The organism is Micromonospora sp. NPDC050276 (assembly GCF_044459545.1).
Taxonomy (GTDB): domain Bacteria; phylum Actinomycetota; class Actinomycetes; order Mycobacteriales; family Micromonosporaceae; genus Micromonospora.
In genome coordinates, this window is the sequence record NZ_JBITJA010000013.1 from 1 (window position 1) to 14,277 (window position 14,277).

General features: G+C 70.5%; 9 protein-coding genes. 5 read left to right on the plus strand and 4 right to left on the minus strand.

What is annotated here, in order from left to right; genetic code table 11:
- Positions 1-574 precede the first annotated feature (574 nt).
- Both ACIBF8_RS25000 and ACIBF8_RS25005 read right to left on the minus strand, forming a co-directional pair.
- A complete protein-coding gene (locus ACIBF8_RS25000; protein ID WP_396786041.1) occupies positions 575-1,297 on the minus strand; it encodes a dienelactone hydrolase family protein in 723 nt (240 codons plus the stop codon).
- Between the two features lie 65 nt (positions 1,298-1,362).
- Complete coding sequence (locus ACIBF8_RS25005) at positions 1,363-1,551, minus strand: hypothetical protein (RefSeq protein ID WP_112582944.1); 189 nt, start codon at positions 1,549-1,551, stop codon at positions 1,363-1,365.
- A 19-nt stretch (positions 1,552-1,570) separates the two neighbouring features.
- Between ACIBF8_RS25005 and ACIBF8_RS25010 the strand changes: the two genes are divergently transcribed.
- The 5 genes from ACIBF8_RS25010 (at position 1,571) to pulA (ending at position 9,902) form a co-directional block, all read left to right on the plus strand.
- Entirely contained in the window at positions 1,571-2,260 is a 690-nt protein-coding gene (locus tag ACIBF8_RS25010; protein ID WP_396786042.1) for a hypothetical protein, read from the plus strand.
- A gap of 36 nt (positions 2,261-2,296) precedes the next feature.
- Complete coding sequence (locus ACIBF8_RS25015) at positions 2,297-2,686, plus strand: hypothetical protein (protein ID WP_396786043.1); 390 nt, start codon at positions 2,297-2,299, stop codon at positions 2,684-2,686.
- Between the two features lie 136 nt (positions 2,687-2,822).
- Positions 2,823-3,503, plus strand: coding sequence for a cellulose binding domain-containing protein (locus ACIBF8_RS25020; protein ID WP_396786044.1), 681 nt, complete (start codon positions 2,823-2,825; stop codon positions 3,501-3,503).
- A 100-nt stretch (positions 3,504-3,603) separates the two neighbouring features.
- On the plus strand, positions 3,604-4,296 hold the full coding sequence (locus tag ACIBF8_RS25025) for a cellulose binding domain-containing protein (RefSeq protein WP_396786046.1): 693 nt from the start codon (positions 3,604-3,606) through the stop codon (positions 4,294-4,296).
- 110 nt (positions 4,297-4,406) lie between these two features.
- Positions 4,407-9,902 (plus strand): pullulanase-type alpha-1,6-glucosidase, encoded by a 5,496-nt coding sequence (gene pulA / locus ACIBF8_RS25030; RefSeq protein WP_396786047.1) that lies wholly within the window; start codon positions 4,407-4,409, stop codon positions 9,900-9,902.
- 106 nt (positions 9,903-10,008) lie between these two features.
- Here pulA and ACIBF8_RS25035 read toward each other — a convergent pair whose 3' ends face one another.
- Together ACIBF8_RS25035 and ACIBF8_RS25040 are read right to left on the minus strand one after the other, a co-directional pair.
- On the minus strand, positions 10,009-11,667 hold the full coding sequence (locus ACIBF8_RS25035) for a hypothetical protein (RefSeq protein ID WP_396786048.1): 1,659 nt from the start codon (positions 11,665-11,667) through the stop codon (positions 10,009-10,011).
- A gap of 293 nt (positions 11,668-11,960) precedes the next feature.
- Complete coding sequence (locus ACIBF8_RS25040; protein WP_396786049.1) at positions 11,961-13,862, minus strand: hypothetical protein; 1,902 nt, start codon at positions 13,860-13,862, stop codon at positions 11,961-11,963.
- Between the last annotated feature and the right edge of the window lie 415 nt (positions 13,863-14,277).

Here is a 14,277-nt window from a genome sequence, read left to right on the forward strand (position 1 = left end):
TGCGCCCGCTCCGCGGACGACAACCTCTGCCCCGGCATGACCCCTCATCCTGACGAGAATCCACCCCGTTGCAACAACCACTTGAGCCCAAGGGCCGGGGACACCCCGACATCACGAAACACGAGTCGATCACGCCCGGCTGCGCCGTCCGCTCGGTCTGCGCCGTTCGCCCTGCGGGACCCGTACCCGACCCCGGGGCAGAGCGCCGCGCGGAGCGACCCGGCCCGGGCGGGGCTTCGCGCCGGCCGGTCCGGGCGGGGCTTCGCGCCGGCCGGTCCGGGCAGGGCTTCGCGCCGGCCGGTCCGGGCAGGGCTTCGCGCCGGCCGGCCCGGGCAGGGCTTCGCGCCGACCGGCCCGGGGGAGGGCATCGCGCCGACCGGACGGCGCAGGTCAGCAGCGCCATCCAGAACCCGACACGGCGGCCCAGCGCGTGATCGACTCGCGTTCACGGAAACCGGGGTGTCCCGGTGCCGGGGATACCCCGACATCACGGAAGTCGAGTGGATCACGAGACCGGTCGGGTTGGTGCCGGCCTGCGCGGACCTTGACCGGGCGTCGCCGAGGGTGACGGTGGTCAGGATGCGTCGAGGAGTTCCAGGACGGCGTCGCGGGCGGCCAGTACGGCTGCCTCGGACTGCGGGTTGTGGTCGAGGATGTCGAAGGAGTGCTGCCCGTCCGGCACCTCGATCACCTGCATCGGCCAACCCTGGGCGGTCGCTGCGGGTAGGAATGCGTCGATGCCGGCCAGGACCGGTGGGATGTCCTGGCCGGCCCGGGTCAGCACCAGTGGCACACGCGTGCCGGAGCTGAGTGCTTCGACGGGCAGGAACCGGGTGTCGACCTCCCAACCGGGAAACGGGATGAGCAGCGGATAGGTCAGTGCGATCCCGCGTAGCCAGGGTGGTGGGACGCGCAGCCAGTCGGCCGCGAAGAGGCCGCCGCCGGAGAAGAACCACGGCACCACCCGTTCGGGGTCGACCCGCGGGTCGGCGCGGACCTGCTCGACCATCGCGGCGATGTCGTCGGCTGCGGCGGGCAGCGCCGACAGGTCGGACACCTGGTAGCTGACCAGCGCGGTGACCACGCCGCCCGCGGCGAGCAGTGCGCCGTAGCCGCGGTAGAGCAGCCAGTCGCGAGGGTCGGGCGCGTCGGGCGGCAGCGGAGCGCCGTGCACCACCACGACGGCGGGCGCGGGACCGGTGTGGGTGGGCAGGTGCAGGTCGACGTTGCCGTGTCGTTCGATCGGCGCGGCCGGAGTGGACAGGACGAAGGGCCGTTGCGCTACGGGCGTCGTCATGTGCCCATGGTATCGATCTTCAACCTGCCGGAATGACCCGCCGGCGATCTACAGAGGACTGTCGGTCAGGCCGGGTCGCCGGGCTTCGCGGCGTCGCCGGCCTGGGCGTGCCGCTCCAGCAGCCGCTGCCGGATCTCCTCCGGGGTGTACGCGCGCCGACGCCGTTCGGCCCGCGCGATGACCACGCCGGAGGCCGCGACGCCGGCGAGCCCGGCCAGCCCGAGAACCTTCCACCACCGCATTCGTTGCCGCATCGGCCTAGGCTAGACCCTCATGAGCATCAGCCTGGATGAGGCCGTCGAGTTGACCCGCACCGGTGACGTGTGGGTGTTCCGGGGTCGCAGCGTGCCGGACCGGGCGATCCAGTTCACCACCAACAGCCCGGTGAACCACGTCGGAATGGCGGTGGTGCTGGACGACATGCCGCCGCTGATGTGGCACGCGGAGCTGGGTAGGTCCCTGCCGGACCTGTGGTCCGGTACCCACCAGCGCGGCGTGCAACTGCACGACCTGCGGGACGCGGTCTGCGTCTGGGCCAACCGGTACGGCCAACGGGCCTGGCTGCGGCAGCTCGACCCGCCGGCCGACGGGGAGATGGAACGGGCGGTGCTGCGGACGATCGCGCGGCTGGACGGTACGCCGTTCCCGTCGACGGCTCAGCTGGCGTGGCGCTGGGTGCGGGGTCGGGTGCCGACGCTGCCGCTCCCCGGGCGACCGGCATCCCGGCCGACCCCGGCCAAGCCCGCAAGCCCTGCCGTGTCCGCGGGGGAGCGGGACCGGGCGCTGGAGACGGCGTACTGCGCCGAGGTGGTGGCGGTGACCTATGAGGCCATGGGTTTGCTGCCGGCGGGCCGGCGTCCGAACTGGTACGACCCGGGGCGGTTCTGGAGTGGAGACGACCTCGGCCTGGCCGCCGACGCACGGTTGGGCTCGGAGATCGAGGTACGGGTGCCGCCGCGCTGAGGTTTGACCTGGGCGGTGACCGGCAATTGCTGTGGCGTGAACGCCTCCACGGACCTTGACACGTTGGCCGACTTCTTTGACCGGTACGGCGTGGCGTTGACCTCCGGCGACCTGCCGGCCATCGCCGGCTGCTATGCCCTGCCGGGGTTGGTGGTGGCCGACACCTACAGCTTCTCGTTCACCACGGCGGCGGCGGTGGCGCTGTCCTTCGTGGGCGCCGCACCCGACTACCAGGACCGGGAGTTGGTCGCGGCGCATGCCCGGATCGAGGATGTGCAGCCGCTGTCCGCGTTGTTGACGATGGTGGCGGTGGAGTGGGAGTTCCTGGACAGTCGGGGGCAGGCGGTGCCGGGGGAGCGGTACCGCTACCTGCTGCGTACCTCGGATGACGGACCGCTCATCTGTACGGTCGTCCGGACGGCCTGACCGACCGGGACCGTCCTCCGGGTCGAGCCGTTTTCCGTGGCCGGTCGGCCGGTCGGCCGGATCCGTACCCGCCCGGTTTCCGGTCGGTGCGGTGCTGGCTACGCTGGCGCGTCGGTGGGGGACGAGGGGAGACCTGGTGGCGGTACGGCCGGACGGTGCGGCAGGTTCGCGGGCGGCGCGGGTGTTGGTGTCGGTGCCGTGGATCGTGGTGCTGCTCGGTGTGTGTGCGCTGGTGGTGCTCCTGGTGGTCGCGCTGTTGTCGTTCCGGACCAGGGAGCGGGATGCCTCGCCGCAGGCCGCGCCCCCGGTGTTCCTGCCGACCATGCCGGCGGCCGCGTCGGCCACCGGTGGGCCGACCCCGGGCGGTGTGGAGCGGCGCTCGGTGTCGCCGAGGCCGTCGCGGAGCAGTCGGACACCGTCGCCGCAGGCCACTGCGACCGGCTCGCCGACGCCGGGCCGGACGAGCGCCCTGGTGGCGCCGGCGGCTCCGGCGGACGATCCGGTCAGCGCCCGGTACCAGGTCGGTACGAACGGCTGGGACGGAGACGCGGCCGTGTTGTCGATCGCGAACGAGTCGAGTCAGTCGGTGGACTGGCAGGTGGAGTTGACGTTCGACGACGACACGTGGGCGCTGCGCGTGCACGACGACTCGGGCATCTCGGTGCGGGGGCGCGGACACGGGGAGTTCGTGTTGAGCGGTACCCGTTCGCTGCAACCGGGTGACTCTCGGACGCTGCGGCTGCGCGTGGGCTGGGGTGAGTCGGCGGAGCGTCCGCTCAAGTGCACGATCAACGGGGTCAACTGCCGGATCGGCTGAGTTGGGGCCGGCGTCGGCGGCGTGGCGGCCCTGTGCCCGAGGCTTCCCGGTCCGGGCCGCCGATCGCTACGCTGCGCGGACGGTCCGCTGAAGGAGGTACATGTCCGGCATGCGCCGTGCCCCGCGCTCGTCGCACGGTCCGGTCGCGATCGCGTCGTCGCCCTGGATCGTGGTGGGCGCCGGTGTCGTCGTCATGGTGGTCCTGCTCGTCGTGGCCCTGGGCGCGTACCGGGGACGGAGCCCTGCGCCGGACGGCGCGCAACCGCCGCCACTACCGGTGCCGTCGGCGGTGGTCGTGCCGAGCGCGCCCGCGCCGGTGCCGTCGCCGGTGCCGGTCCAGCCGGGGCTGTCCGGGCGGGCCAGCGGGGTGCCGCCGAGCGCCGCGGCCGGGTCGGGTTCACCGTCGGCCGGACCGACGGTCGGTGCGACCGGGAGGCCGACGACGACGGGATCGCCGAGCCGGGCGGGGCAGGGGCAGTCGGCGATGAGCGGGCGGTACCGAGTGGTGCAGAGCTTCGACGGGGGTTTCATCGGCGAGGTGTCGATGGTCAACGCGTCGGCTCAGAGCCGCGGTTGGACGGTGCGGTTGGAGTTCTCCGGTGGGCGGCTGGTGACGGCCTGGGTGGAGGGCGTGCCACAGGGGACGGTCCGGCAGACCGACAACGGCTTCACGTACGTCAGCGGGGTTGACGTGCCGCCCGGCGGTTCGGTGTCGTTGCGGTTCCACCTGGAGCGGACGTCCAGCACGCCACGGGAGTGCACGGTCGACGGGGTGCGCTGCGGCGGGTTCTGAGCCGCACTTCCGCAAGGATGCTGCTGTGTTGCGACCATGTTTGCAAGGCATTGCAGAATGTTTCGGCAAGGGTTAGCGTGCGGCCAATCAGCGACCAGAGGAAGGCGTCGATGAAACCCCCGCCGAAACCGCGCACCGCTCTGCTGGCCCTTGCCTCCCTGCTCACCGTCACGCTCGTCGGCACTCCGGTCGCCGCGCATCCCGCCGCCGCGAGCCCCCGGCCGTCCGACGGGGCCCCCCTCGCGATCGGCGGCGCGACCCAGTGGCGCACCGAGCCCACCGCCGAGGCGTTGCTCAAGGCCGGGAACAACTCCGCCCGAGCCGAGCAGTTCTACTTCGTCCTGCCCGACCGGTTCGCCAACGGCGACCCCCGCAACGACCGGGGCGGCCTCACCGGCGACCGGCTGCGGACCGGTCTCGACCCCACCGACAAGGGCTTCTACCACGGCGGTGACCTCAAGGGTGTCATCGACAAGCTGGACTACATCCAGGGGATGGGCACCACGGCCATCTGGCTCGCCCCGATTTTCAAGAACCGGCCGGTGCAGGGTTCCGGCAACGACATCTCGGCCGGCTACCACGGCTACTGGATCACCGACTTCACCCAGGTCGACCCGCACTTCGGCACCAACGAGGACATGAAGCGGCTGGTCAAGCTCGCCCACCAGCGCGGCATCAAGATCTACCTCGATGTGATCGTCAATCACACCGCCGACGTCATCAAGTACGCCGAGGGTAAGTACGCCTACGTGGACAAGGCGACCTCGCCGTACACCGACGCGCAGGGGCGGGCGTTCGAGGACCGCAACTACGCCGACGGCACCCGCGCGTTCCCGCCGGTCGACAACGAGTCCTTCCCGTACACGCCGACGTTCGCGGAGCCGAAGGACGCGGGCGTCAAGGTCCCGGCCTGGCTGAACGACGTCACCATGTACCACAACCGGGGCGACTCCACCTTCGCCGGCGAGAACAGCGAGTACGGCGACTTCTTCGGCCTCGACGATCTGTGGACCGAGCGTCCCGAGGTGATCCAGGGGCTGACCAAGGCGTACGGGGACTGGATCGGCGCGACCGGCGTGGACGGGTTCCGGCTGGACACGGTGAAACACGTCAACATGGACTTCTGGCCGCAGTTCAGCCAGGGCATCGAGCGGGCCGCCGAGAAGGCCGGCAAGAAGGACTTCTTCATGTTCGGCGAGGTGTACAGCGCCGACCCGGAGATCAGCTCCAGCTACGTCCGGCAGGGCGGCCTGCCGGCCACCCTCGACTTCGCCTTCCAGGAGGCCGCCCGGGGCTTCACCGCCGGCGCCGGCTCCGCGAAGGCACTCGCCGACGTGTACGCCCGCGACGACCTCTACGCGGCCCGGGACACCGACGCGGGTCGGTTGACCACCTTCCTCGGCAACCACGACATGGGCCGGATCGGGTCGTTCATCGCCGGTGGCGGCACCGACCCGGCCAGCCACCTGCGTCGCGACCAGCTCGCGCACCAGCTGATGTTCCTGACCCGCGGCCAGCCGGTGATCTACTCCGGCGACGAACAGGGCTTCACCGGCCCCGGTGGGGACAAGGACGCCCGCCAGGACATGTTCGCCTCGTCGGTCCCCGACTACCTCGACGACGACCTGCTCGGCACCGACCGCACCCACGCCAGCGACCAGTTCGACAGGGCCCACCCGCTCTACCGGACCATCGCCGACCTGGGCCGACTGCGCCAGGCACACCCGGCGCTGCGCGACGGCGTGCAGATCACCCGGTACGCGGCCGACGGGCCGGGCGTCTTCGCCGCCTCCCGGATCGCTCCGGCCGATCGCACCGAGTACGTGGTGGCGGTGAACAACGCCGACACCGCGCAGACTGTCACCGTGGACACCTGGTCGCCCGGCGCCGCCTTCACCGGCATCTACGGCGGATCGGGCAGTACCCACGCCGACGGAGAGGGCGAGCTGACCCTCACCGTGCCGCCGCTGTCGGCGGCGGTGTACCGCGCCGGCACCCCCATCGCGTACGCGGCCGACAAGCCGACCGTCACCATCACCAACCCGCTTCCGGGCGCGGCGGTCGCCACCCGCGCGGCGGTCACCGCCCGGGTGACCGGTGACCCACTGGCGACCGTCACCGTCGCCGCCCGGGTGGCCGGTGGCCGGTGGACGCTGCTGGGCAGCGCCGACCACGCCCCGTACACCGTGCAGCACGACCTGACCGGCCTGGCCGGCGGCACCCGGATCGAGTACAAGGCGGTGGCCCGCGACGGCCGGGGTCGTATCGCCACCGCCCGGTCCACCGCCGTGGTGGGCACCCCGGCCCAGAGCAGCTCCCGAGAGTGGGCGGCGGTGCACTACCAGCGCCCCGCCGGGGGCTACGACGACTGGGGACTGTACGCCTGGGGGGACATCGACCCGGCGTACGTCACCGAGTGGCCCAAGGGGCAGCCGTTCGCCGGGGAGGACTCCTACGGCCGGTTCGCCTGGGTGAAACTCAAGCCCGGGGCGACGTCGGTGAACTTCCTGGTGGTCGACAAGGCTGGCACGAAGGACGTCGCCCAGGACCGCAGCATCGACCTCACCCAGACCGGCGAGATCTGGCTCAAGCAGGGCGATCCGGCGATCTACCCGAGCCGACAGGCGGCCACCGGTGAGCCGGACCCGCCGGTCGACGAGGGCACCGCCGTGCTCCATTACCGGCGGGCCGACGGCAACTACGACGGCTGGGGCCTGCACCTGTGGGACGGCGCGGCCAACCCGACCGAGTGGTCCGCGCCGCTGCGGCCGACGTCCGTCGACGCGTTCGGGGCGGTGTTCCGGGTGCCGCTGGCGGCCGGCGCCACCGGGCTCAACTACATCATTCATCAGGGCGACACCAAGGACCTGCCCGACGACCAGCGACTCGACTTCGCCAGTGCCGGCCGGGAGGTGTGGCTGCTCGCCGCCACGCCGGGTCGCCTGCTGCCGTCGACGGCCACCACCGCCAACGGGGACACCGACATCAGCAAGCAGAAGGCGCACTGGATCGACCGATCCACCGTGGCGTGGCAGACACCGCCGACCGACGGCAGGACGTACGCGCTGATCGCCGCGCCGACCGGCGGAGTCACAGTGGTCGACGGCGAGCTGACCGGGACGTACACCAGGTTGCCGCTGCGGGCGCAGCGCAACGGGCTCACCGAGGCCCAGCGCGACCGGTTCCCGCACCTGTGGTCGTACCGTAGCTTCACGCTGGACCGGGCGGACCTGGCCAAGGTCCCGGCGGCGCTGCGGGGGCAGCTGCTGGTCACCGAGCGCGACGCCGAGGGTGCGCTGCTCGCCGCCACCGGCGTGCAGATCCCCGGCGTGCTCGACGACGTCTACTCCCGGGCGACCGACGCCACCCTCGGGCCGACCTTCGCGGGCCGGACGCCGAGCCTCGCGCTGTGGGCACCGACCGCCCGGAGCGTGGCGCTGCAACTGTTCGACTCGCCCACCGCCGCGCCGAGGACGGTGCCGATGCGCCGCGACGACCGCACCGGCGTCTGGTCGGTGCGCGGCGACCACACCTGGACCGGCAAGTTCTACCGGTACGAGGTGCGGGCCTGGCAGCCGGCGGCGCAGCAGGTGGTCACCGCGTTGGTCACCGACCCGTACTCGGTCGCCCTCGCCGCGGACTCCACGCACAGCCAGCTCGTCGACCTGAACGACCCGGCGCTGGCCCCGACGGGCTGGCGGACGCTGCGCAAACCGGCACCGGTGCCGCCGGCGAAGGCGCAGATCACCGAGCTGTCGGTGCGGGACTTCTCGATCGCCGACGACACCGTGCCGGCCGAACGGCGGGGGACGTTCCTCGCGTTCACCGAACCGAAGAGCGCCGGCATGACCCACCTGCGGGCGCTCGGCGACGCCGGGATCACCCACCTGCACCTGCTGCCGGCGTTCGACTTCGCGACGATCCCGGAGAGGCGGGTCGACCAGCGCCAGCCGGCCTGCGACCTGGCGGCGCTTCCGCCGGATTCGCCGGCGCAGCAGAAATGCGTGGCGGCGGTCGCCGAGACCGACGGCTACAACTGGGGGTACGACCCGCTGCACTACACCGTGCCGGAGGGCGGCTACGCCGTCGACCCGGTCGGCGCGGCACGGACCACCGAGTTCCGGCGGATGGTCGCCGGGGTGAACGACGCCGGGCTGCGGGTGGTCATGGACGTGGTCTACAACCACACGTCGGCGGCCGGCACCGACGCGAAGTCGGTGCTCGACCAGATCGTGCCCGGCTACTACCACCGGCTGCTGGAGGACGGCACGGTGGCCAACTCCACCTGCTGCGCCAACACCGCGCCCGAGCACGCCATGATGGGCAAGCTGGTGGTCGACTCACTGGTCACCTGGGCCAAGCAGTACAAGGTGGACGGTTTCCGCTTCGACCTGATGGGCCACCACCCGAAGGCGAACATCCTGGCTGTGCGCAGGGCACTCGACCGCCTCACCGTCGCCCGCGACGGCGTGGACGGCCGGTCGATCCTGCTCTACGGCGAGGGCTGGAACTTCGGCGAGGTCGCGAACGACGCCCGTTTCGTCCAGGCCACCCAGACCAACATGGCCGGCACCGGCATCGGCACCTTCAACGACCGGCTGCGCGACGCGGTGCGCGGTGGGGGACCGTTCGACGCCAATCCACGGGTGCAGGGTTTCGCCTCCGGGCTCTACACCGACCCGAACGGCGACGCGGTCAACGGGTCACCGGAGGAGCAGAAGGCCCGGCTGCTGCACGCCCACGATTTGATCAAGGTGGGGCTCACCGGCAACCTGCGCGGCTACCGGTTCACCGACACCGCCGGGCGTCAGGTCACCGGGGCCCAGGTGGACTACAACGGCTCGCCGGCCGGCTACACCGCGGCGCCGGGGGAGGCCGTCACCTACGCCGACGCGCACGACAACGAGATTCTGTACGACGCGTTGGCGTACAAGCTGCCGCAGGCCACCACGGCGGCGGACCGCTCCCGGATGCAGGTGCTGGCGCTCGGCACGGTGGTGCTGGGACAGGGCACCGGGTTCGTCACCGCCGGCACCGAGCGGCTACGGTCGAAGTCGCTGGACCGCAACTCGTACAACTCCGGTGACTGGTTCAACCAGATCCGCTGGAACTGCGACCAGGGCAATGGGTTCGGCGCCGGTCTGCCGCCCGCGCCGGACAACGAGGACAAATGGCCGTACGCGAAGCCGCTGCTGGCCGACCCGGCGCTGGTGCCGGATTGCGGGGCGATCAACACCACCGACGCCCGGTACGCCGAGTTGCTGCGCATCCGGGCGTCGTCGCCGGTGTTCGGGCTGGCCACCGCCGAGCAGGTGCAGCAGCGGGTGGCGTTCCCGCTGTCCGGTGCGCAGGAGACGCCGGGCGTGCTGACCATGACCCTGGACGCCCGTGGGCTGGGCGGGCCGTGGAAGTCACTGACCGTCGTGTTCAACGCCACCCCGTCGGCGGCGACGCAGACGGTGACCGCTCTGAGCGGAGCGGACGTGGCACTGCACCCGGTGCTGGTCGACTCGGCCGACCCGGTGCTGCGCACCGCCTCGTTCGACCGGGCGGCCGGCACGTTCACCGTACCGGCGCGCAGCGTGGCGGTGTTCGTCCAGAAGTGACGTGGGACCGGCCCCCTTCCGCGTCTCGCGGAAGGGGGCCGGCCCGTTGTGCTGGTGTTGTGCCGTCGTCACCCGAGGGTGCTGTTTCGTCGTCACCCGGAGGTGATCAGGCGAAGCAGTTCTCGATGGTGCCGCCCGGGATGGCCAGGCAGTTGGTCGGACGGTTCGCGGTGATGGCGGACTTGTCGTCCACGTTCACGTCTCCGAAGAAGCTGAAGACACCGCCCGGCTCGAAGGTGGAGAAGTTGTGGGCGACCTTCGTCTTCAGCAGGTTGACCTCGCCGAAGATGTTGAAGATGCCGCCGCCGACCCCGATCGGACCCACGGCCCGGTTGCCGACAACCTCGCTGTCGCGCAGCGTGGTGACGCTGCCGGCGTTGAAGAGCCCGCCGCCGAAGAAGCCGGCGGTGTTGTCCTTGATGCTGCTCTTCTCGAACGTGGCCACGCTGTCGAAGGCGATGGCCACACCGCCACCGACACCGGCGGTGCTGTTCTTCTCGATGGTGGCCTTGTGCAGGTTCAGCTGGCTGTCCGCTGCGGCGATACCGCCGCCAGCGAGAACCGCGGTGTTCGAGACGAACTTGGTCTCGTACGCGGTGGTGTTGCCCTCGATGTCGAGGTAGCCACCGCCGAAGCCCAGCGTCTCGTTGTCGGTGATCTCGGCCTTCTTGAGCTCGACCGTTCCGCCGTCGACGTCCTCGGTGAAGATCTCCGCGGCGCCGTTGGAGATACCGCCACCACCGATGACGGCGGTGTTGTCCTTGATCTTCGACTCCTCGACCTTGAGGAGGCCGGCGTTGAAGACGCCGCCACCGAAGAAGAAGGCGGTGTTACGGGTCACGGTGCTGTGCCAGATCTTCGTGGTGCCGAAGTTGGCAACACCACCACCGTTGCCGCCCGACTGGTTCAGGACGACCTCGGACTCCAGGATCTCGGCGGTGCCACCCGGCTGGACCAGGATGCCGGCACCGTCGTTCTCCTCCGGCTGCTCGACGAGCGGCGTGACGACGCCCGGCGTGGCCTTCGGGGTGACCTTCGGCGCGGCCTTCAGGCCCGCCTTCGGGTTGGCCTGCCGCGCGCTGAGCGCCTGGGCCAACGAGGTGCCCGCCTTCACCTGCGCGGCGAGCGCCTCGGAGTCCGAGTACGCCGCCCAGACCGCAGCCGGCTCGACACTGTTCTCCAGTTCGAGGGTCTGGCCACCCTTGATGGTCAGGCCCTTGATCGTGAGGTGACCACCAGCGCCGACGTTGAGGATGCGGAAGTAGTCCGCGGTGGCTTCCCGAGAGATCGTGGTGTGCTCGCCCTTGAGCGTGATCCGCTCGGTGATCACCGGGAGGCCGTTGCCCTGGTAGTCGTTGCGGGTCAGGTTGTAGGTGCAGCCCTTGGCCAGCTCCAGCACACCGCCGTGCTTGTTGTTGGCGAACACGATCGCCTGGATCAGCTTGTCGGTGTCGCAGGGCACCTCCTTCCCGCGCTCGTGGTCCTTGTCCCGGTTCTTGTCCTTGTCCCGGTCCTTGTTGCGGTCCTTGTTGCGGTCCTCGTCCTTGTCCCAGTCGCGCGCCTCGTCACCCCGCTGGTCGCCGTCCTTGCTGACCTGCGCGGTGTTCCAGTTGAGGCCGACCGCTCCGGCGCTGCCCGCGACGCCCACCGCCGCGAGACTGATCACGCCCGTCAAACCGGCCACGCCACTGGCGAGCCAGAGCTTGCGGCGGCGCTTGGCCGTCGCCCGCCCGGAGGCTTCGTTGTTCGTTAGGTAGTTGGACATCGGAGCTCTCTGCCCTCTCCTCGTACCAGACAGGGTCGCCGCCGTCAGACGGGCGTCCCCTGCTACAAATCGGTTGTAGCTCCCAAAACCACCGTATGAGAAGGTTCCTCGCCTCGCGGGCTTATCCGAGAGAAGCCCACATTCGGTTCATGTTGCACCCAGCGAGGTCCGGACCGACACACCCCACCCAAGCCGGCCGGCAGGCCCGTGACCTGCCCAAATGGGTACGCCCCTCCGTGCCGTGACCGGCTCGGAGGGGCGCGCCCTCTATGTGGATCAGCCACCCGTTCCGGTCAGAAGCAACCGGGAACGTTCAGGCAGTTGGTGGGGCGGTTGGCGGACACCACAGACTCGTCGTCCAGGCGCACGACGCTGAAGAGGCCGTTGGAGATCCCGCCGGGCGGCAGGGTGGCGAAGTTGTGCGTGACCTTCGTCCGGTGGAGGCTGACCTCGCCGCCATCGGTGTTGTAGATGCCGCCGCCGCTGCCCAGCGGGCCGACGGCCCGGTTGCCCGTGACCTCGCTGTCGCGCAGCGTGGTGACGCTGTCATCGTTGTAGAGGCCGGCACCGAAGAAGCCCGCCGTGTTGTCCTTGATCTTGCTGTTCTCGATCGTCGCGACGCTGTCGAAGGCCACGGCCAGCCCGCCACCCACGCCGGCGGTGCTGTTCTTGACCACCGTGGCTTCCTTGAGGGTGAGCTGGCTGTCGGCCACCGCGACGCCACCACCGGCGAGGACGGCGGTGTTGTCGCTGACCGTCGTCTGGTGCAGCGTCGTGGTGCCCTCGACATCCAGGACGCCGCCGCCGAAGCCCAGCGTCTCGTTGTCGGTGATCTCGCTCTTGTGGAGCCAGACCGAGCCACCGTCGACGTCCTCGGTGAAGATCTCCGCGGCACCGTTGGAGATGCCGCCGCCACCGATGATTCCGGTGTTGTCCTTGATCTTCGACTCGTCGACCTGGAGCACGCCCGCGTTGAAGATGCCACCGCCGAAGAAGAAGGCGGTGTTGTGCGCAACCGTCGTCTTGCTGAGCCTGGTGCTGCCGAAGTTGGCCAGCCCGCCGCCGTTGCCGCCGGACTGGTTGTAGAGCAACTCGCTGTCCAGGATCTCAGCGCGACCGCCGGGCTGCACCAGCACCCCGGCGCCGTCGGTGAACCCGGGCTCCTCGACCAGCGGCGTCACCGCCGGCCCGGCTACGGGCTTGGCGGCTACCGGCTTGGCGGCTGCGGCTACCGGCTTGGCGGCTGCGGCTACCGGCTTGGCGGCTTTGGTGGCCGTCGGTGCGGCCTTGGTGGCTGCCGCCGGGGCCTTGGCTGCCGCTGCTTTCGCTGCCGTCGGTTTGGCCGCGGGTTTGGCCGCGGGTTTGGCGGCGGGCTTGGCGGCGGGCTTGGCGGCGGGCTTGGCGGCGGTCGCCGCCGGCTTCGCGGCCGTGGCAGCTGCGGGCTTGGCTGCCGGCTTGGCTGCCGGCTTGGACACGGTGGATTGGACCACGGCCGAGTACGGCGCCCAGACCGTCGCCGGGTCGGCGGTCATCGGAGAATCGAGGGTTTGGCCACCCCGGATGCTCAGGCCCTTGAGGGTGAGGTGCCCGCCGGGGCCGACGTTGAGGATGCGGAAGTAGTCGGCGGTGGCCGCACGACCGATGGTGGTGTGCTCGCCCTTCAGGGTGATGTGCTCGGTGATCACCGGAAGGCCGTTGCCGTCTTGGTTGCGAGTCAGGGTGTACGTGCAGTCCCGGGCCAGCTCCAGCACACCGCCGTCCTTGTTGTTGGCGAACGTGATCGCCTGGATCAGCTTGTCGCTGTCGCACGGAACCTGTTTGGTGCGGTCCCTCTCGTCCTGCTTGCCGTCCTTGCCGTCCTTGCCGTCCTTGCTGTCCTTGCCGTTCTTGCCGGACTGGTCGTCGAAGCCGCTCCAGTCGTCGCCGCTCCACTCGTCGTCCTGACCGCCGTCATCGTGAGCGCCAATCTTGTTCGCGCCGCCGTCGTCGCTGACGTTCTGCCGGTTGGTCGACGGCTGCGCGTCGGACACCTGGTCCGACTTTGGCTTGTCGTTCCGAGCGGCGACACCGCCCAGGGCCGCCAGGCCGACCACGCCGGTCAGCCCGGCCACGCCGGCGACCCAGAGCGCCCGCCTTCGTCGTGTCGGCGGAGCTGTCGAGGCCCCGCCGTCGGTACTCGTTACGTCGTTGGACATCAGAGCCTTCCGTCCTCTCCTGCTACCAGACGGGATCGCACCGCCCGAGGCGCCACGACCAGCTACAAATAGGTTGTAGCCACTGATCTCCACCGTATGAGAACCATCTTCGCGATGCGGACGTATCCGAGATAACCGCACATTCGGCCCAGGTGAGGCGAGGGCCGGCAACCGGCTCGGGCCGGCAGGGAAGGGCGTGACCAGCACGAACGCCGATGTGCAGATGTCGCACGTCTCCCGCCTTCCGACGTGATCCACTCGGCTTTGCGGATAACGCGGTATCGGAGCCGCAGTGATAGGCCGACTTCACGAAAGCCGAGTCGATCATCGCCGCCAGTCCCGCTACACAACGAACGCCGACCTCCGCTGGTCGGGCGGAGGCCGGCGTTCCGGTGGTCGTCGAGTGGTCGGGACA